Source organism: Polaromonas sp. P1_F9 (assembly GCF_056405615.1).
Genome location: NZ_JBFUBT010000004.1, coordinates 107,565 through 125,990 on the forward strand (window position 1 = coordinate 107,565; position 18,426 = coordinate 125,990).

Genomic DNA, 18,426 nt, shown 5'->3' on the forward strand with positions numbered 1-18,426 from the left:
CCGGGAATATCCCGGGGAATTTGCCTGGAAAAGGCTCCCAGATGCAAAGCCTTCAATTATAGGCCGTTGAGACCTTCCCCGGCCGGCCCTAAAACACCCGTATCCGCAGGACAAACTGCATGGCAATCAGCCCCAACACAAAGCCCAAACCGCCATAAATCAGGCTTTGCAGCAGTTTGTTGGTACGCTTTTGCTCATACAGCAGCTCCTCAAGCTCCCGCCGGCTGATTCCGGGGGGCGATTTCAGGTACTGGGACAACAGGCGTGGTAAACCGGGTAGTAGCTTCGCATAAGCGGGCGCTTCCGCCTTGAGCTGCGCCAGCAGTTTTTCCGGTCCCACCTGCTCGAGCATCCATTTCTCGAGAAAAGGCTTGGCGGTGCTCCAGAGGTCCAGGTCAGGGTCCAGCTCGCGGCCCAGGCCCTCGATGTTCAACAGGGTCTTTTGCAGCAGCACCAGCTGGGGCTGGATTTCGACATGGAAGCGGCGCGAGGTCTGAAACAGCCGCATCAGCACCAGGCCCAGCGAGATCTCCTTGAGGGGCCGGTCGAAGTAGGGTTCGCAGCAGGCACGGATAGCGGCTTCCAGCTCGTCCACCCGCGTCTCGGGCGGAACCCAGCCGGATTCCAGGTGCAATTCGGCCACGCGTTTGTAGTCGCGCTGAAAAAAAGCACTGAAGTTCTGGGCCAGGTATTCCTTGTCGACTTCGGTCAGGGTGCCCACGATTCCGAAGTCCAGCGAGATGTAGCGGCCGAATGTTTCCGGCGCCAGGCTGACCTGAATATTGCCGGGATGCATGTCGGCATGGAAGAAACCGTCGCGGAACACCTGGGTGAAGAAAATGGTGACGCCGTCGCGCGCCAGTTTTTTCATGTCGACACCGGCATCGCGCAGGCGCTGGGCCTGGCTGATCGGAACGCCCTTCATGCGCTCCATCACCATGACGTCGGGCATGCAGAAGTCCCAGACCATTTCAGGGATCATCACCAGGTCGAGGTTCTGCATGTTGCGGCGCAGCTGGGCCGCATTGGCCGCCTCGCGCAGAAGGTCCAGCTCGTCGTGCAGGTATTTATCGAACTCGGCCACCACCTCGCGGGGCTTGAGGCGTTTGCCATCAGCCGACGCGCCTTCCACCCAGCCGGCCATCATGTGCATCAGCGCCAGGTCTTTCTCAATGGCAGGCAGCATATTGGGCCGAAGCACCTTGACGGCCACTTCGCGGCCATTTGGCAAGGTGGCGAAGTGCACCTGGGCAATCGAGGCGCTGGCGACGGGGATTTGTTCGAAGCTTGCAAAGATGCGGTCCAGCGGCCGGCCAAAGGCCTTTTCGATGATGGCGACGGCGACGGCGGACTCAAAAGGCGGCACCCGGTCCTGCAGGCGCGCAAGCTCGTCGGCGATGTCGGGGGGAAGCAGGTCGCGCCGTGTCGACATCACCTGGCCAAACTTGACAAAAATAGGACCCAGGCTTTCAAGCGCTTCGCGCAGGCGCTCGCCGCGCGGTGCCTTCAGGTTGCGGCCCAGCGAAACGATGCGGGTCAGCAAACGGATCCAGGGACGCTCGAAACTGGAGAGCACCAGCTCATCCAGGCCAAACCGGAGCACGGTCCAGACGATAAAAACACCTCGGAAGAGGCGACTCATGCAGCAGGTGCTTTCACTGGCTCGGCATCGCCGCCTGCCGCAGAAGGACCCGCCTTGGGCGCCGTTTCAGGGGGTTCGGCACCGGAGGTTGCTGCCGCGGAGGAAGGAGGAACCGACGCAAGAGGTGTACTTGCCAAAAACTGCTTGAGCCCCGCAAAGATTCGCCGCCCGGCGTCGGCCACGGCATGCGCAGGCGCGTCACCGATCAACCGGGAAAGGTCCTCTTCGGCATCCCAGCGCAGGTTCTCGGCCAGCCAGCCCAGTTCAGCGGCCAGCTGAACATCACCCTCGATTTTCACCGGCGGCGGCTTGCCGGCCAATACGGACTGCATCACGGTCAGCGGGGATTCGGTAGCCACAGCCAGCAGCAGGTCCGGCTTGGCAGCAGGCTGGGCCCGGTCCACCAGGCCCGCCGGTGTCACCACCAGGTCAATCGCAAACAGACCCCAGCGCAGATGCACCACGCGCCCCTTTTGCCGCAGCAGTCGATCCTGCGCCTGCTTTTCCTGCATCAGGACATGGTTCAGGAAGAGCACCAGTCGTTGCTGCCCCTCATCCACCACCCAGGCGGGCGGCTGAAAGCGGGTGGCAACGGATTCCAGAAATGAAAAAGGGGTCGTAGTGTTCATACGACCCCGATTTTGCAGGATAAAACGCCTGACAAGTTAAGCCCCCTATTTATCTATCAGCCGGGGCCGCGGAACCGGCTTTGCCGGGCCGCAGGCGCAGCGGCCCCCTCGGGGGCAGGGAGCTACACGCAGTGAGCGACCGTGGGGGCTACTGCAATGCCTGTACACCGGCAACCAGCCAGCCGCTGCCGCCGCTGCGTGGCTTGGTCATGTTCCAGACTTCGCGGAAGGGGCTGGCGCCTGCGGAAGCGTCTTCGCGGATCATGCCGGAAAACTCCACGCTGGCCATATAGACGTCGCTCAGTTCCTCGATGCCCAGCAATTGCGCATCCAGCATCACGACCTCGGTCTTGTTGACCACACCGCCGGTGTGCGATTCGCGGTCAGCCAGCTGGGTCTTGATCTGCTCGAGCATGTCGTCCGTCATCATGGCGCGCAGGTTCTGGATGTCGGAGCGGTCCCAGGCATCCTGCAGCGTGACGAAGTTGGCCTTGCTGGCCTTGAGGAAGCCTTCGGCGTCAAAACCGGCCGGAACGCCCCAGGACTGCGAACCGAGGAGGGCCGAACCGATCATGGAGCCGCCTGCGGGCGCTGCCGCATCGTATTTGTTGGCATCAAAAGCCATGCTGCTACGCTCCCAGGGGCGTGCGGATGCATCGTTGCCGACGTTCTCAGGGCTGTAGTTCTTGGGGGCGGTGGCATTCCCCGCACCCTGGAAGGCAAAGGGCGTCTGCCCGGGCGCAGAACCTTGCGCGCCAGCCGCTCCACCCTTGAGCTTGCGCATGATGAAGCCGACCACCAGCATGACCACCAGTGCCAGCAAGGCGAACATGATGATCTGGCCGAAGGCGCCGCCCAGGCCCAGCGACGAAGCCAGCCACGCCAGGCCCAGACCTGCGGCCAAGCCGCCCAGCATGGCACCCCAGGGTTTCTTGGGCGCAACAGGCGCCGGCGTTGCCGCAGGGGCCGCCGGTTTGGCGGCATTGGCACCGCCAGGCGCCGCTTCACGCTTGGTCACGTTGGACGACTGTTTGCCAAATGACGAACCACCGCCCAGTCGTTTGGCGTCAGCAGCCGTTCCCCCCAGAGTCAGGGCTAACGCAAGCGCTGCGGAAAAAATTGCCGACCAGATTTTCATATCGTCTCCTTGATCACGGTTTGAGGCCGTTTGACTTTTCAACACTTGATTCCAACATGCAATGCCACAACTCCGCCTGTGATGTTGTGATAGTCCACATGGCCGAAACCACTTTTATGCATAAGGGCTTTCAGTTCGTCCTGGCCGGGGTGCATGCGAATTGATTCAGCGAGGTACTGGTAGCTTGAATCGTCATTGGCCACCAGCTTGCCCAACCGCGGCAACACCTTGAAGGAATACCAGTCGTAAATTTTTTCCAGCGGCTTGGCCACTTTGGAGAACTCCAGCACCAGCAGCTTGCCACCGGGTTTGAGCACGCGGTTCATTTCGCGCAGCGCATCTTCCTTGTGCGTCATGTTGCGCAGCCCGAAGGCGACAGTCACCACGTCGAAGTTCGCATCGGGAAACGGCAGGTGTTCGGCGTCGCACACCAGGGTGGGCAAACTGACGCCAGCATCGAGCAGCCGGTTGCGGCCTTCGCGGAGCATCGCCTCGTTGATATCGGTATGCACCACACGGCCGGTGCTGCCCACCTTGGGGGCAAAGGCCAGCGCCAGGTCGCCCGTGCCGCCGGCGATGTCCAGCACCTGGTAGCCCTCTTTGACATTGGCCACCAGCACCGTGTAGGCCTTCCAGGCACGGTGCAGGCCCATGGACATCAGGTCGTTCATCACGTCGTATTTGGGGGCCACAGAGTCAAACACCCCGCGCACGCGGCGTGCCTTGTCCTGCTCGTCGACGGATTCAAAACCGAAATGGGTACTGCTCATACCATCAATGCTAGAGGGCAAAGGTGTAATTGCTCTCGACAACCCTGAGCTGACATGGGGCATTGCGGCTTATTGCCCACTTTTATGCTGGAAAAACAACAGTGGTGCGAAATGCCCATTCGCGGCCACGCCGTGGCCGCGCACCGCTCGCGCGGAATCAGTGGCTTGCGCAGCCGTGGCCGCCGGGCGCGGCCATGGGTGCATCGCGCTCAACACCGGCCGCCTGCAGGCGCCTCTGGTACTCGTCCCATAACTGGGCCTGGTCGGCGCCCAGTTTGTAGAGGTAGTCCCACGAGAAGATTCCGCTCTCATGGCCATCGGAAAACACGGGCTTGACCGCGTAATTGCCAATAGGCTCGAGCTCAACCACATTCACTTCGCGTTTGCCGGTTTGCAAAATTTCCTGGCCGGGGCCATGGCCCTGCACTTCTGCCGAGGGCGAATAGATGCGCATGAGCTCAAACGGGATTTTGAACTCGGCGCCGTCGGAAAACGCGATTTCAAGGACACGCGACTGGCTATGAACCGTCAGCGCAGTGGGAGTGGGTGAACCGGGTTGCAGGCCTGCCATGGAGGAATCGCTTTCTGAAAGAGGAAGGCCGGACGGATCAGGCCTTCAAGGTTTTGGCATTTTGGCAATAAGCCCGTTGACATTGGAACCAGGAAACGGCCTAGACCAGCACCCGTTCGATACCGCCGTGATTGGCTGCCTCCACATACGTCGGCAGCCACTCCTTGCCCAGAATCTGGTTGGCCATTTCCACCACGATGTAGTCCGCCTCGAGCAGGCCGTTCTGCAGATCATCGCCGTAGCGCGAGAGCCCTTGCAGGCAGCTCGGGCAGCTGGTGAGGATCTTGACGTTGCCGGTCTCAGCCACAGCCCCGGCCTGCCGCAAGGCGGCCTCGCCTTTGCGCAGCTCTTCCTCCTTGCGAAAGCGGATTTGCGTCGAGATGTCGGGCCGGGTGACGCCCAGCGTGCCCGATTCGCCGCAGCAGCGGTCGTTCTTGAGCACGTTGTCGCCCAGCAGCGCCTTGACGGTCTTCATCGGCTCCTGCAGCTTCATCGGGCTGTGGCAGGGGTCGTGATAAAGGTAGCCCGCACCGGGCTGGTCGGTGCGCAGGGTGATGCCTTTTTCGAGCAGATATTCGTGGATGTCGATGATGCGGCAGCCCGGGAATATCTTGTCGAACTCATAGCCCTGCAGCTGGTCATAACAGGTGCCGCAGCTGACCACCACCGTCTTGATGTCCAGGTAGTTCAGCGTGTTGGCCACGCGGTGGAACAGCACCCGGTTGTCGGTGATGATTTTCTCGGCCTTGTCGAACTGGCCGCTGCCGCGTTGCGGGTAACCGCAGCACAGGTAACCCGGCGGCAGCACGGTCTGCACGCCCGCATGCCAGAGCATGGCCTGCGTGGCCAAGCCCACCTGGCTGAAGAGCCGCTCGGAGCCGCAACCGGGGAAATAGAACACCGCTTCGGTTTCAGAGGTGGTGCTCTTGGGGTTGCGGATGATGGGGACGTAGTCCTTGTCTTCGATGTCCAGCAGCGCACGCGCGGTCTTTTTGGGCAGCCCGCCCGGCATCTTCTTGTTGATGAAGTGGATCACCTGCTCTTTCACGGGCGCCTTGCCGACGGTGGCGGGCGGCAACGCCGTCTGCTTGCGCGCCAGCCGGCGCATCAGGTCGTTGGCCAGGCGCTGGGCCTTGAAGCCCACGTCCACCATGGCGCCGCGCATGAACTTGATGGTTTGCGGGCTGGTGGCGTTCAGGAAGATCATGGCAGCCGCGTTGCCAGGCCGGAAGGACTTTTGCCCCATCTTGCGCAACAGGTTGCGCATGTTCATCGAGACTTCGCCGAAGTCGATATCCACCGGGCAAGGCGTCAGGCACTTGTGGCACACCGTGCAGTGGTCGGCCACGTCCTCGAATTCTTCCCAGTGCTTGATGCTCACGCCGCGCCGGGTCTGCTCTTCGTACAGGAAGGCTTCGACCAGCAGCGAGGTGGCCAGAATTTTGTTGCGCGGGCTGTACAGCAAGTTGGCGCGCGGCACGTGGGTGGCGCACACCGGCTTGCACTTGCCGCAGCGCAGGCAGTCTTTGACGCTGTCGGCAATGGCGCCGATGTCGGACTGCTGCATGATCAGCGACTCGTGCCCCATCAAACCGAAGCTGGGGGTGTAGGCATTGGTCAAATCGGCTTGCAGGCCACGCCCTTCGTGCGCAAGCTGCTCCTGATTTCGGAGCAGCTTGCCTTTGTTGAAGCGCCCTTCCGGATCGACCTTTTGCTTGTATTCGGTGAAGGGCCGCAGCTCTTCGTCGGTCAAAAACTCCAGCTTGGTGATGCCAATGCCGTGTTCGCCGGAGATGACGCCGTCCAGCGAACGGGCCAGCACCATGATGCGCGCCACAGCCACATGCGCGGTTTGTAGCATCTCGTAGTCATCGCTGTTGACGGGCAGGTTGGTGTGCACATTTCCGTCGCCGGCGTGCATGTGCAGCGCCGCCCACACGCGACCCTTGAGCACGCGCTTGTGGATGGCATTGCACTCTTCCAGGATCGGCAAAAACGCACCGCCCGAGAAGATCGCCTGAAGCTGGGCGCGGATATCGGTTTTCCAGCTGGCACGCAGCGTGTGGTCCTGCAGCTGCGGGAACAAGGTGGCAACGCCTGCGAGCCAGCCCGACCAGCGAGCCCGTACTTCAGCCAGCAGCGCGAGCGCCTGGCCAACGCGGTCTTCCAGCAGCTCTGCCGAAGGAATCTCGTTGGCATCATCCGATTTGCCCAGCGGCAAGTTGCCTTTGAGGAAAAACGCCTCCAGCTCGTCGCACAGCCGAATCTTGTTGGCCAGGCTGAGCTCGATGTTGATCTGCTCGATGCCGTCGGTGTACTCCGCCATGCGGGGCAAAGGAATCACCACGTCTTCATTGATCTTGAAGGCATTGGTGTGCTTGGAGATCGCGGCGGTGCGCTTGCGGTCCAGCCAGAATTTCTTGCGCGCGTCGGGGCTGATGGCGATAAAACCTTCGCCATGGCGCGAGTTGGCAATGCGCACGACTTCCGACGTGGCGCGCGCCACGACGTCGGCATCGTCGCCGGCAATGTCGCCAAACAGCACCATCTTCGGCAGGCCGCCGTGCTTTTTTGATTTGGTCGCATAGCCGACCGCCTTGAGGTAACGGTCGTCCAGGTGCTCCAGCCCCGCGAGGATGGCGCCGCCGCGCTTTTGCTCGGCGAACATGAAATCCTTGATCTCGACGATGCTGGGCACCGCGTCCTTGGCATTGCCGAAGAACTCCAGGCACACCGTGCGGGTGTGCGCCGGCATGCGGTGCACGATCCAGCGCGCGCTGGTGATGAGGCCGTCGCAGCCTTCCTTCTGGATACCGGGCAGGCCGCTCAGGAACTTGTCGGTGACGTCTTTGCCCAGGCCTTCCTTGCGGAATGTCTTGCCGGGAATATCGAGCCGCTCGGTGCGAATGGGCGTTTTGCCATCGGCTTCGAAATACTGAAGATCGAAACTGGCCATCTCGGCGTCGTGGATCTTGCCGAGGTTGTGGCCCACGCGCGTGACTTCCAGCCACTGGGCCTGCGGCGTAACCATCCGCCATGAAGCAAGGTTGTCCAGAGCGGTGCCCCACAGCACGGCCTTTTTGCCGCCCGCGTTCATGGCGATGTTGCCGCCTATGCAGGAGGCTTCAGCAGAGGTCGGGTCGACTGCGAACACAAAACCGCCGCGCTCTGCGGCGTCGGCCACGCGCTGGGTAACCACGCCGGCTTCAGTCCACACGGTGGCGACCGGGTTCTCAACACCAGGCAACGAGACCATTTCGACCTCGGTCATGGCTTCGAGTTTTTCGGTGTTGATGACAGCCGACTTCCAGGTGAGCGGAATCGCCCCGCCGGTGTAGCCCGTGCCGCCGCCGCGCGGCACGATTGTCAGGCCGAGCTCGATACAGGCCTTGACCAGGCCGGCCATTTCGGCTTCAGTGTCAGGCGTGAGCACCACAAAGGGGTACTCGACGCGCCAGTCGGTCGCATCGGTGACATGCGACACCCGCGAAAGGCCGTCGAACTTGATGTTGTCCTTGAGGGTCAGTTTGCGCAGCTTGCGTTCCGTCAGGCGGCGAAGGTCGTACATCTCGCTAAAGGAGGTGTAGAAGCGGGCGACGGCGCCGCGAGCGGCGTCCAGCAGTTCGCCCACGATGGCGTCGCGCTGCTGGTCTGCATCCGGGGTGCGGCGTTTTTCGACTTCAGTCAGCCGATGCTGCAAGGCGTCGACCAGCAGCTTGCGCCGCTTGGGGTTGTCGAGCAGGTCGTCCTGCAAATAGGGGTTGCGCTGCACGACCCAGACATCGCCCAGCACTTCATACAGCATGCGCGCGGAGCGGCCGGTGCGACGCTCGTCGCGCAGGCGGTTCAGCAGGTCCCATGCCCGCTCGCCGAGCAGGCGGATGACCACTTCGCGGTCGGAAAACGAGGTGTAGTTATAGGGAATCTCGCGGATGCGGGCTTCGCCAGCCTTTGCGTCATCGGCAAAGACGTTCAATTCTTGGAGGGTAGTAGGGGCGTTCATCGTGAAAAGCCAGCGGCTTCGGACCCGTGTCCAGCGCTGTTGCCCTATATTACCGCAGCGCAACATTTGGCCAGTGCCGCGCTGCCCCGGGCACAATCCTAAGTCGTCTTATGGAAATCCCGCTTGCCGGGAGTCTTCCAAATCGCTTAAATCCGTGTGTCATAAACAGTTTCTAGACTGTCTCGTTTAACTTGGCGCCCCTTGTGCGCGCCCAAATCCCAGGAGTTTTGATGAAAAACCGTCTTTCCGCGTTCGCTTTTGCGGCCCTAGGCCTTTGCGTGCCTTTGGCCAGCCAGGCGCAAACCGAGATCCAGTGGTGGCATTCGATGACAGCCGTTAATGGCGAATGGGTCAATGACCTGGCCAAGCAGTTCAACGAAAGCCAGAAGGAATACAAGGTGGTCCCTACCTTCAAGGGCACTTACGACGAATCGATGACCGCCTCCATCGCGGCCTTCCGCGCCGGCAACGCGCCCCACATCCTGCAGGTGTTTGAAGTCGGCACTGCCACCATGATGGCCAGCAAGGGCGCGGTCATTCCCGTCGGTCAGGTCATGAGGGATGCAGGCGAAAAATTCGATCCTACCGCCTACATTTCGGCTGTGGCCGGCTACTACACAGCGCCTAACGGCCAGATGCTGAGCTTCCCGTTCAACAGCTCCACCACCATTTTTTATATCAACAAGGATGCCTTCAAGGCCGCCGGCCTGCCGACGGACAAAGCGCCTGCAACCTGGCCGGAAGTGGTGGCTGCCGCCGCCAAGCTCAAGGCCGCGGGCCACAAATGCCCCTTCACTACGGCCTGGCAGGGCTGGACGCAGCTCGAAAGCTTCTCGGCCTGGCACAACGTCGAGTTCGCGACCAAGAGCAACGGCCTGGCCGGGCTTGATGCGCGCATGAAGATCAACTCACCGCTGCATGTGCGCCATATCGAGAACCTGGCCAACATGGCCAAGCAAGGCCTCTTTATCTACAAGGGCCGCGGCAACGTACCGGAAGCCAGCTTCATCTCGGGCGAGTGCGCCATGATCAATACCTCGTCGGGCTTTTACGGCAATGTGGCGAAAAACGCCAAATTCGCCTATGGCCTGGCTCCGCTGCCCTACTACCAGGACGTACCCGGCGCGCCGCAAAACACCGTGATCGGCGGCGCCAGCCTCTGGGTCATGTCGGGCAAGAAGCCTGCCGAATACAAGGGCGTGGCCAAGTTCTTCAGTTTCATCTCCACGCCTGAAGTGCAGTCGGCCAGCCATAAGCGCACGGGTTATCTGCCTGTGACCACCGCGGCTTACCAACTGACCGAGAAGTCGGGCTTTTACACGCAAAACCCCGGCACCGACGTGGCCGTGACGCAGATGATCCGCAAGGTGACCGACAAGAGCCGCGGCATCCGCTTGGGCAACTATGTGCAGGTACGTGCGATCGAGGACGAAGAACTCGAGCAGGTCTGGAATGGCAAGAAAACAGCCAAGGAAGCCCTGGACACCATCGTCAAGCGCGGCAACGAACAGCTTGAGCGCTTCCAGAAAGCCAACAAGGGCTGATCCGCAAGAGACAGAGCCAAGCCCGCCTGGCGGGCTACACTCGGCCCGCTTGACCCTCCCCTCGATCAGGGAAGGCCAGGCGGGTTTTTATGTTTTAGCACTCACCAGTTTTTGCCCACTGAAGGCCCTATGGAAAAACGCGTTGTCTTTCGATCCAGCTGGCTGCCCTGGCTGCTGCTGCTGCCGCAAATGGCGGTCATTTTGGTGTTCTTCTTCTGGCCTGCGGCGCAGGCCATCCTGCAGTCGCTGCAGCAGCAGGATGCCTTTGGAACTTCCATTGAATTTGTCGGCCTGGCCAACTTCCGGCAGCTGCTGGACGACCCGAGCTATGTGGAGTCGTTCAAGACCACCGCCTTTTTCTCGGTAATGGTCGCCGGCATCGGCATCAGCCTGTCGCTGGTGCTGGCCGTTTTTGCCGACCGCATCACGCGCGGCGGCATGTTCTACAAGACCATGCTGGTGTTGCCTTACGCGGTGGCACCTGCCGTGGCGGCCGTGCTGTGGGTTTTCATGTTTTCGCCTTCACTGGGCGTGGTGGCCTATGCGCTGGGCAAGATCGGCATCAACTGGAACCACCTGCTTGACTCGGGTCATGCCATGACACTGATCGTGATGGCCTCGGTGTGGAAGCAGATCTCCTACAACTTCCTGTTCTTCCTGGCGGGCCTGCAGTCGATTCCCAAATCGCTGATCGAGGCCGCCGCCATCGATGGCGCCAGGCCGTGGCGCCGCTTCTGGACCATCCAGTTCCCGTTGCTGTCGCCTACCACCTTCTTCCTGCTGGTCATCAACGTGGTCTATGCCTTTTTCGACACCTTTGCCATCGTCGACGCCGCCACGCAGGGCGGGCCGGGCAAGGACACGGCCATCCTGGTCTACAAGGTGTATTACGACGGCTTCAAGGCCATGGACCTGGGAGGTTCGGCTGCGCAGTCGGTCGTCTTGATGGTGATCGTGGTGGCGCTGACCGTAATTCAATTCCGCTACGTCGAGAAAAAGGTTCAGTACTAAATGATCTCCAAAAAACATCTGAATTCCTGTTCAGCAGGGGCCGCGGAACTGGCTTTGCCAGACCGCAGGCGCAGCGGCCCCTTGACCAGTGCAAGGGGCAGGGCGTTGCCGCAGGCTCGCAGTGAGCAACCGTGGGGGTCATACCATGGTTGAAAAACGCGGAACCCACGGCATCCTTGCCCACGTCATCGTGATCCTGGGCGTCCTGATTGTTGCTTTTCCCCTCTACCTGGCCTTCGTGGCCTCCACCCACACCGCGCAGGACATCGTGCAGGCGCCCATGCCGCTGTTGCCGGGCACGAATATGCTCGACAGCTACAAGGCGGCGCTGTTCGGGCGCGAATCCGCTGTTGGCTCCAACGCACCCGTAGCGCACATGATGTGGGTCAGCTTCGTCACGGCGATGGTGATCGCCATCGGCAAGATTGCGATCTCGCTGCTGTCGGCATTCGCCATCGTGTACTTCCGCTTTCCGTTCAAGAAGACCTGCTTCTGGGCCATCTTTGTGACGCTGATGCTGCCGGTGGAGGTGCGCATTCTGCCCACTTACAAGGTGCTGTCCGACCTGAACATGCTCAACACCTATGCGGGTCTCACGGTGCCACTGATCGCTTCGGCCACAGCCACCTTTTTGTTCCGCCAGTTTTTTCTGACGGTGCCCGACGAACTCACAGAAGCCTCACGCATGGACGGCGCCAGCCCCATGCGTTTTTTCTTTGACGTACTTCTGCCGCTGTCGAAAACCTCGATCGCCGCGCTCTTCGTGATCCAGTTCATCTACGGCTGGAACCAGTACCTCTGGCCGCTGCTGGCCACGACCAGTGAAGACATGTACCCCGTGGTCGTTGGCATCAAGCGCATGATCGCCGGCGGCGACGGCCAGAACGAATGGAACGTGGTCATGGCCACCGCCATTCTGGCGATGCTGCCGCCCGCCCTGGTGGTGGTGCTGATGCAGAAATGGTTCGTCAAGGGCCTGGTCGACACCGAGAAATGATCCTCCCCCGAAGCGCCTTCGGCGCCTCCCCCCAGGGGGCGCCACCAGCGGCCCGGCAAAGCCGGTTCCGCGGCGTCCGCTTGAATTAAATCCAACACAGGTTATCTCAATGGCTTCACTCCAATTCAACAATGTCATCAAGCGCTACGGCACCGGCAAGGACATGCTGCAGGTTCTGCACGGCGTGAACGCTGAAATCAAGGACCACGAGTTCATCGTCATCGTCGGGCCTTCGGGCTGTGGCAAATCCACCCTGCTGCGCATGGTGGCCGGGCTGGAGGAAGTCAGCGACGGGCAGATCTCCATCGGCGGCAAGGTCGTCAACGAGCTGGAACCCTCCGAGCGCGACATCGCCATGGTGTTCCAGAACTACGCGCTCTACCCGCACATGAGCGTGTTCGACAACATGGCATACGGCCTGAAAATCGCCAAGGTGCCCAAAGACGAAATCAAGACGCGTGTCGACAAGGCCGCCAAGATCCTGGAGCTGGGCCACCTGCTGGACCGCAAACCCCGCGCGCTTTCGGGCGGGCAGCGCCAGCGCGTGGCCATGGGCCGTGCCATCGTGCGCCAGCCGCAGGTGTTTTTGTTTGACGAGCCGCTGTCCAACCTGGACGCCAAGCTGCGCGTGCAGACGCGTCTTGAAATCCAGAAGCTGCACCGCGAACTCGGCATCACCTCACTCTTCGTCACGCACGACCAGGTCGAAGCCATGACGCTGGCCCAGCGCATGATGGTGATGAACGCCGGCCGCATGGAGCAGTTCGGCACGCCCGAAGAGGTGTACAACCGCCCCGCCACCACCTTTGTGGCCAGCTTCATGGGCTCGCCGCCCATGAATTTGCTCAAGCAGGCGCCGAACAACGATTTCGGCGGCAAGCCCGGCGCCATTCTGGGCATACGGCCCGAACACCTGACGGTGGGCGCTACGGGTTGGGCCGTGCAGGTCGATACGATTGAAATGCTGGGTGCGGAGCGCCTGGTGTATTGCCGTATGGGCGAAGAATTCCTGATCGTGCGTACCGATGAAAGCCTGTCAACGGCGCCCGAAATCGGCGCGACCATCCATGTCACGCCGCGCGCAGATCGCCTGCACTGGTTTGACTCGGAAACGGGCAAACGGATCTAATTTCCGGCTTTCGTCTCGTCTCCACAGGTCCTGAGCACACCCATGACAAACCCCGTATCAGCTGCCAACTGGCCCTACCCGCGCTGGGTAGCGCATCGCGGCGCCGGCAAGCTGGCGCCTGAGAACACGCTGGCCTCGTTCATGATGGGCGCCAGCCATGGCTACCGCATGTTCGAGTGCGACGTGAAACTGAGCGCCGACGACGTTCCCTTTTTGCTGCACGACGCCACGCTGGAGCGCACCAGCAACGGCAAAGGTGTGGCTGGCGAGTTAAGTTGGGAGGCGCTGGCCAAGCTTGACGCCGGCGGCTGGCATTCCCCGGCGTTTGCCGCGGAGGGCCTCGCCAGCTTTGAGCGCATCGCCCGCTTTTGCCTGGACAAGGGCTACTTCCTCAATATCGAGATCAAGCCCACACCGGGCATCGACAGTCACACCGGCACCGTGGTGGCCAACGAAGCGGCCCGGCTGTGGCAGGGCCAAGCCATTCCCCCACTGCTGACGTCCTTCCAGCCGCTGTCGCTGGAGGCGGCTCGAAATGCCCAGCCCCAGTTGCCACGCGGCCTGCTGCTCGACCAACTCCCCGCCAACTGGCTGGAAACAGCGGCTCAGCTGGGCTGCGTGGCCATCGTCTGCAACCACAAACTCTGGAACGCCGATACGGTGGCCCAGGCCAAAAAAGCCGGCTTCAAGTTGCTGAGCTATACGGTGAATGACGAAGCGAACGTGCAGCGGCTGCTGGCCCTGGGCACCGACGGCATCATCACCGACGCAGTGAACGTCTTCAAGCCCGATTTGTAGTCGCTATTCGAAGGGACTTTAGAAATTCAATTACCGGGTGCAGGGCAAGGCGCACGGAGCGCAGGACACCGGAATGCACTTGGGTGCATGAGGATTCCGAGCAGCGCGCAACGCAGCCATGCGCCCGGCAATTGGATTTATAGAACCCCTTCAGGCCCGCCAGGCGCCCAGCAAAACCCACTGGCAGACGGCCGCGCCGACCACCATGGCGGCATACGTCAGCATCTTCCCGTCATGGCCGAAGAACACCAGCCCGGCCACCAGCACCACCACGTTTACTACAAAAACAATAGCTGCTTGCGCATACCAGGTCTGGGTCAGAGGGCTTTTTGATCTAAATAATCCACCCATAAGCTGAGTTGCCAGTACCAGCAGCAGGGCCACCGCGGCGGCCGGCAGGACAAGATTGAGCAGGTGGTTCGCCAGCAGGTAAAAGGTCATGCGCGTAGGGGTAGTTAAAAACTCGCCCGGCTTCAGAACAGCTCCAAAACAGGCTTCAAAACGGCCAAAAAAAAGGACTATCAGGGCGATTGTCCGGCCTTTGTACCGGCCTGGTCGCTTCAATTTTATAATCGGAGGATGTCAGTCTGGGCCCTTGGGCTAAACCACAACACCGCACCGCTCGATTTGCGCGGCCGGTTCGCGTACGCCCTGGACCAGGTCGAGCCCACTTTGCGCGGTTTGCGCGAGTCGCTGGCCCGCCAGCCTGAGGCCACGCTGCTCTCTACCTGCAATCGTACTGAAATCTACTGCGCTGGCGAAAAGAACGACCTGGACCACACGCTGGACTGGCTGGCGCACAGCGGCGGCGTCTCGCCCGCCCTGCTGCGCTCACATGCCTATACCCTGCACGACGATGCAGCGGCCCGTCATGCTTTTCGCGTGGCCAGCGGGCTCGATTCCATGGTGCTGGGCGAGCCCCAGATTTTGGGCCAGATGAAGGATGCCGTGCGCGCCGCCGAGGACGCGGGCGCCATGGGCACCACCTTGCACCAGCTGTTCCAGCGCTCCTTTGCCGTGGCCAAAGAAGTACGCAGCAGCACCGAAATCGGCGCGCACAGCATCAGCATGGCGGCGGCCAGCGTGCGGCTGGCCGGCCAGCTGTTTGAAGACCTGAGCGACATCAAGGTGCTGTTTGTCGGCGCCGGCGAGATGATTGACCTGGCTGCCACCCACTTTGCCGCCAAGAACCCCAAAGCCATGGCGATTGCCAACCGCACGCTCGAGCGCGGCGAAAAACTGGCCGGCCGCTTCGGCGCCGAAGTGATGCGCCTGGCCGATCTGCCCAGCCGCCTGCATGAATTCGACGCCGTGATCAGCTGCACCGCCAGTACGCTGCCCATCATCGGCCTCGGTGCTGTCGAGCGCGCCGTGAAACTGCGCAAGCATCGCCCGATGTTCATGGTTGATCTGGCCGTGCCGCGCGACATCGAACCCGAAGTCAAGGCGCTGCCCGACATTTACCTTTACACGGTGGACGACCTGGCCCACGTGGTGCAGACCGGCAAGGACAACCGCAAGGCCGCCGTGGCGCAAGCCGAGGTCATCATCGACGCGGGCGTTCAGAATTTCATGCACTGGCTGGGCCAGCGCCGCAGCGTGCCGCTGATCCAGCAGCTCAACGCGCAGACCGACGAGTGGCGTGCCGCCGAGATCGTGCGGGCCAAAAAGCTGCTGGCCCGGGGCGAGCCCATCGACACGGTGCTGGACGCGCTGACCCGCGGCCTCACCCAGAAAATGCTGCACGGCGCGCTGGCCGAGCTGCATGCGGGCGACGCCAACAGCCGCGAAGCCACGGCACAAACCGTGTCCAGGCTGTTCTTGCGCGGCCAGCTGCCCAAAATCCAGTCCGGCGACAAAGAGCGTTAGCGGCCGCCAACGCGCTGACTCCCCCTGCCGGCGCGAGCCGGTGGCTCCGCTGGCGGAGCGTCGTTGCTGACGGCCTTGCGGCCCCCCTTTTCCAGTACTCCATTCCCATGAAACCTTTTCTTCGCCAAACCCTGGACCGCCAGCTGCTGCGGTTGCACGAGCTGGACTCGTTGCTGTCCGCCAGCGACGTGGTCAGCGACCTGGACCGCTTCCGTTCGCTGACCCGGGAACATGCCGAGGCGAGCGTGATCGCCGACCAGTATTTGCGGCTCACCAGCCGCGAGGCCGACCTCAGCAGTGCTGAAGGCATGCTGGCTGAAGCCAAAGATGACCCTGAGATGGCTGCGATGGCAGAGGAAGAAATCGCCGCGGCAAAAGCCGACATCGCGCAGATTGACGAAGCCCTGCAGCTGATGCTGATTCCGAAGGACCCGGACGATGCGCGCGCGGCTTTCATCGAAATCCGGGCAGGCACCGGCGGTGACGAATCGGCGCTGTTCGCCGGTGACCTGTTCCGGATGTACACCCGCTTTGCCGAACGCAACCGCTGGCAGGTGGAAATCATCAGTGAATCCTCCAGCGAACTGGGCGGCTACAAGGAAGTCGTCCTGCGTATTGACGGCGCTACGGACGCCCTGGGCGTCGGTGTGTACGGCAAGCTGCGCTTTGAGTCGGGCGGCCACCGGGTGCAGCGCGTGCCCGCCACTGAAACGCAAGGCCGCATCCACACCAGCGCCTGCACGGTGGCCGTGATGCCGGAGCCGGACGAAGCCGTGGCCATCCAGATCAACCCGGCCGACCTGCGCATCGACACCTACCGCGCCAGCGGTGCCGGCGGCCAGCACATCAACAAGACGGATTCGGCCGTGCGCATCACGCACATCCCGACCGGTATCGTCGCGGAATGCCAGGAAGGCCGGAGCCAGCACAGCAACAAGGCCCAGGCGCTCAAGGTACTCACGGCACGCATCCACGAAAAAGACCGCTCCGAGCGCGCCGCCAAAGATGCCGCCCTGCGCAAGGGGCTGGTGGGCACGGGCGACCGCAGCGACCGCATCCGCACCTACAACTTCCCGCAGGGGCGGCTGACCGACCACCGCATCAACCTGACGCTGTACAAGCTCCTGGCCATCATGGAAGGCGACCTGGGCGACGTGGTCACCGCGCTGCAGGTGGCGCGCGGCGCCGAGCTGCTGGCGGAGCTTGAGACGGCCAACAACGGCCTCTGAAGGGCCTTTTTGATGCTTTTATGGCAGTTTTATGTATGAAATCGGCCTCCAGCCCTTATAGATCATGCACGAGCAGCTATATTTTTAATAGCAAACATAGTCATCTGCCATGAACCCACCCAGCTGCGCACAGGCCCTGGCGGCGGCCCAGACTCTGGGGCTGGACCGCCTGGACGCTCAATTGCTGCTGTTGCACGCGCTGGGCAAGCCCGCCGACGCCCGCGCCTGGCTGCTGGCGCACGACACCGATGTGCTTGCGCAAAAAGCAGCTGACGACTTTCGCGCCCTGAGCCTGCGCCGGGCCGGGGGAGAACCCCTTGCTTATATCGTCGGCAACAAGGAGTTTTTCGGCCTCACACTGCAGGTGGATGCCCGCGTGCTGGTGCCGCGGCCCGACACCGAAACCCTGGTGAACTGGGCGCTGGAGCTGTTGCAAACCCCCACCGCGCCCGCAGCACCGGCGATTCTGGACCTGGGCGCGGGCAGTGGCGCGATTGCGCTGGCCATCGCGCATAGCCTGAAAACAGCCTGTCGCGAAGGCCGGGTTGTGGCCGTGGACGCCAGCGCGGACGCCTTGGTCGTGGCCCGCGAAAACGCGGCCCGTTTACGCCTCGACCTGGATTTCATCCAAAGCCACTGGCTTGAGAAAGTTAGCGGACACTTTCACCTTGTCGTCAGCAATCCGCCCTACATCGCCAGTGCCGACCCCCATCTGGACGCCCTGACCCATGAACCCCTGACAGCGCTGGCCGCCGGGCTGGACGGGCTGGACGACATCCGGGAGATCACCCGGAAGGCGCCCGCCAGCCTGCTGCCAGGCGGCTGGCTATTGCTGGAGCACGGCTACGACCAGGCTGAAGCCGTGCGGTCACTGCTGGCGCAGGAGGGCTTTGTACAGGTTCAGAGCCGGCGCGACCTGGCAGGCATTGAACGCTGTTCTGGCGGGCTGTGGCCCGGCGAACGATGAATCCACACGGGAAATCAAACGGCGGGATAATCGGGAGGTTGAATTCTGGTTTCCAGATTCCATGTATTTGAAACAGCCTCGCCGAAACGCGTTTTTCGGCCCGATACAGGCGCTTCGGCCTACACCCCA

General features: G+C 61.9%; 15 protein-coding genes. 8 read left to right on the forward strand and 7 right to left on the reverse strand.

Features of this window, described 5'->3' with window-relative positions; translation table 11 throughout:
• Positions 1-88: 88 nt before the first annotated feature.
• The 6 genes from ubiB to AC1DYR_RS12060 form a co-directional block, all read right to left on the reverse strand.
• Positions 89-1,642 carry a ubiquinone biosynthesis regulatory protein kinase UbiB gene (gene ubiB / locus AC1DYR_RS12035; RefSeq protein WP_477705304.1) on the reverse strand — a complete coding sequence of 518 codons (1,554 nt, stop codon included), beginning with the start codon at positions 1,640-1,642 and terminating at the stop codon, positions 89-91.
• The gene (locus AC1DYR_RS12040; protein WP_477705305.1) at positions 1,639-2,271 is read right to left on the reverse strand and encodes a hypothetical protein; all 633 of its coding nucleotides are present in this window, start codon (positions 2,269-2,271) and stop codon (positions 1,639-1,641) included. Before AC1DYR_RS12040 ends, ubiB begins: the two co-directional genes overlap by 4 nt.
• 148 nt (positions 2,272-2,419) lie before the next feature.
• Positions 2,420-3,409, reverse strand: a complete 990-nt coding sequence (locus AC1DYR_RS12045) for a Tim44 domain-containing protein (RefSeq protein ID WP_477705306.1) — start codon at positions 3,407-3,409, stop codon at positions 2,420-2,422.
• Positions 3,410-3,447: 38 nt separating this feature from the next.
• Positions 3,448-4,179, reverse strand: a complete 732-nt coding sequence (gene ubiE, locus AC1DYR_RS12050) for a bifunctional demethylmenaquinone methyltransferase/2-methoxy-6-polyprenyl-1,4-benzoquinol methylase UbiE (RefSeq protein WP_477705307.1) — start codon at positions 4,177-4,179, stop codon at positions 3,448-3,450.
• Between the two features lie 157 nt (positions 4,180-4,336).
• On the reverse strand, positions 4,337-4,750 hold the full coding sequence (locus AC1DYR_RS12055) for a gamma-butyrobetaine hydroxylase family protein (protein ID WP_477705308.1): 414 nt from the start codon (positions 4,748-4,750) through the stop codon (positions 4,337-4,339).
• Between the two features lie 100 nt (positions 4,751-4,850).
• Positions 4,851-8,753 (reverse strand): DUF3683 domain-containing protein, encoded by a 3,903-nt coding sequence (locus AC1DYR_RS12060; RefSeq protein WP_477705309.1) that lies wholly within the window; start codon positions 8,751-8,753, stop codon positions 4,851-4,853.
• A 230-nt stretch (positions 8,754-8,983) separates the two neighbouring features.
• Here AC1DYR_RS12060 and ugpB point away from each other — a divergent pair, with 230 nt between their 5' ends.
• The 5 genes from ugpB (at position 8,984) to ugpQ (ending at position 14,232) form a co-directional block, all read left to right on the forward strand.
• Positions 8,984-10,297 carry a sn-glycerol-3-phosphate ABC transporter substrate-binding protein UgpB gene (gene ugpB, locus AC1DYR_RS12065; RefSeq protein WP_477705310.1) on the forward strand — a complete coding sequence of 438 codons (1,314 nt, stop codon included), beginning with the start codon at positions 8,984-8,986 and terminating at the stop codon, positions 10,295-10,297.
• 129 nt (positions 10,298-10,426) lie between these two features.
• On the forward strand, positions 10,427-11,308 hold the full coding sequence (ugpA, locus tag AC1DYR_RS12070; RefSeq protein WP_477705311.1) for a sn-glycerol-3-phosphate ABC transporter permease UgpA: 882 nt from the start codon (positions 10,427-10,429) through the stop codon (positions 11,306-11,308).
• 145 nt (positions 11,309-11,453) lie between these two features.
• Positions 11,454-12,305, forward strand: a complete 852-nt coding sequence (ugpE, locus tag AC1DYR_RS12075) for a sn-glycerol-3-phosphate ABC transporter permease UgpE (RefSeq protein ID WP_477705312.1) — start codon at positions 11,454-11,456, stop codon at positions 12,303-12,305.
• Between the two features lie 109 nt (positions 12,306-12,414).
• The gene (locus AC1DYR_RS12080) at positions 12,415-13,434 is read left to right on the forward strand and encodes a sn-glycerol-3-phosphate import ATP-binding protein UgpC (RefSeq protein WP_477705313.1); all 1,020 of its coding nucleotides are present in this window, start codon (positions 12,415-12,417) and stop codon (positions 13,432-13,434) included.
• Between the two features lie 42 nt (positions 13,435-13,476).
• Positions 13,477-14,232 (forward strand): glycerophosphodiester phosphodiesterase, encoded by a 756-nt coding sequence (gene ugpQ / locus AC1DYR_RS12085; RefSeq protein WP_477705314.1) that lies wholly within the window; start codon positions 13,477-13,479, stop codon positions 14,230-14,232.
• A gap of 150 nt (positions 14,233-14,382) precedes the next feature.
• Here ugpQ and AC1DYR_RS12090 read toward each other — a convergent pair whose 3' ends face one another.
• Complete coding sequence (locus tag AC1DYR_RS12090; RefSeq protein ID WP_477705315.1) at positions 14,383-14,673, reverse strand: hypothetical protein; 291 nt, start codon at positions 14,671-14,673, stop codon at positions 14,383-14,385.
• A 138-nt stretch (positions 14,674-14,811) separates the two neighbouring features.
• Here AC1DYR_RS12090 and hemA point away from each other — a divergent pair, with 138 nt between their 5' ends.
• The 3 genes from hemA (at position 14,812) to prmC (ending at position 18,297) form a co-directional block, all read left to right on the forward strand.
• Positions 14,812-16,101 (forward strand): glutamyl-tRNA reductase, encoded by a 1,290-nt coding sequence (gene hemA, locus AC1DYR_RS12095; RefSeq protein ID WP_477686049.1) that lies wholly within the window; start codon positions 14,812-14,814, stop codon positions 16,099-16,101.
• A 107-nt stretch (positions 16,102-16,208) separates the two neighbouring features.
• The gene (gene prfA, locus AC1DYR_RS12100; protein WP_477649827.1) at positions 16,209-17,330 is read left to right on the forward strand and encodes a peptide chain release factor 1; all 1,122 of its coding nucleotides are present in this window, start codon (positions 16,209-16,211) and stop codon (positions 17,328-17,330) included.
• 109 nt (positions 17,331-17,439) lie between these two features.
• On the forward strand, positions 17,440-18,297 hold the full coding sequence (gene prmC / locus AC1DYR_RS12105; protein ID WP_477705316.1) for a peptide chain release factor N(5)-glutamine methyltransferase: 858 nt from the start codon (positions 17,440-17,442) through the stop codon (positions 18,295-18,297).
• The last annotated feature ends 129 nt before the right edge of the window (positions 18,298-18,426 follow it).

Coding starts and splice junctions, on each gene's coding strand:
- AC1DYR_RS12060 (WP_477705309.1), bottom strand. CDS start 8,753: ATGAACGCCCCTACTACCCTCCAAGAATTGAACGTCTTTGCCGATGAC.
- ugpB (WP_477705310.1), top strand. CDS start 8,984: ATGAAAAACCGTCTTTCCGCGTTCGCTTTTGCGGCCCTAGGCCTTTGC.
- ugpA (WP_477705311.1), top strand. CDS start 10,427: ATGGAAAAACGCGTTGTCTTTCGATCCAGCTGGCTGCCCTGGCTGCTG.
- ubiB (WP_477705304.1), bottom strand. CDS start 1,642: ATGAGTCGCCTCTTCCGAGGTGTTTTTATCGTCTGGACCGTGCTCCGG.
- AC1DYR_RS12040 (WP_477705305.1), bottom strand. CDS start 2,271: ATGAACACTACGACCCCTTTTTCATTTCTGGAATCCGTTGCCACCCGC.
- prmC (WP_477705316.1), top strand. CDS start 17,440: ATGAACCCACCCAGCTGCGCACAGGCCCTGGCGGCGGCCCAGACTCTG.
- AC1DYR_RS12090 (WP_477705315.1), bottom strand. CDS start 14,673: ATGACCTTTTACCTGCTGGCGAACCACCTGCTCAATCTTGTCCTGCCG.
- AC1DYR_RS12045 (WP_477705306.1), bottom strand. CDS start 3,409: ATGAAAATCTGGTCGGCAATTTTTTCCGCAGCGCTTGCGTTAGCCCTG.
- AC1DYR_RS12055 (WP_477705308.1), bottom strand. CDS start 4,750: ATGGCAGGCCTGCAACCCGGTTCACCCACTCCCACTGCGCTGACGGTT.
- AC1DYR_RS12080 (WP_477705313.1), top strand. CDS start 12,415: ATGGCTTCACTCCAATTCAACAATGTCATCAAGCGCTACGGCACCGGC.
- ugpQ (WP_477705314.1), top strand. CDS start 13,477: ATGACAAACCCCGTATCAGCTGCCAACTGGCCCTACCCGCGCTGGGTA.
- hemA (WP_477686049.1), top strand. CDS start 14,812: ATGTCAGTCTGGGCCCTTGGGCTAAACCACAACACCGCACCGCTCGAT.
- ubiE (WP_477705307.1), bottom strand. CDS start 4,179: ATGAGCAGTACCCATTTCGGTTTTGAATCCGTCGACGAGCAGGACAAG.
- ugpE (WP_477705312.1), top strand. CDS start 11,454: ATGGTTGAAAAACGCGGAACCCACGGCATCCTTGCCCACGTCATCGTG.
- prfA (WP_477649827.1), top strand. CDS start 16,209: ATGAAACCTTTTCTTCGCCAAACCCTGGACCGCCAGCTGCTGCGGTTG.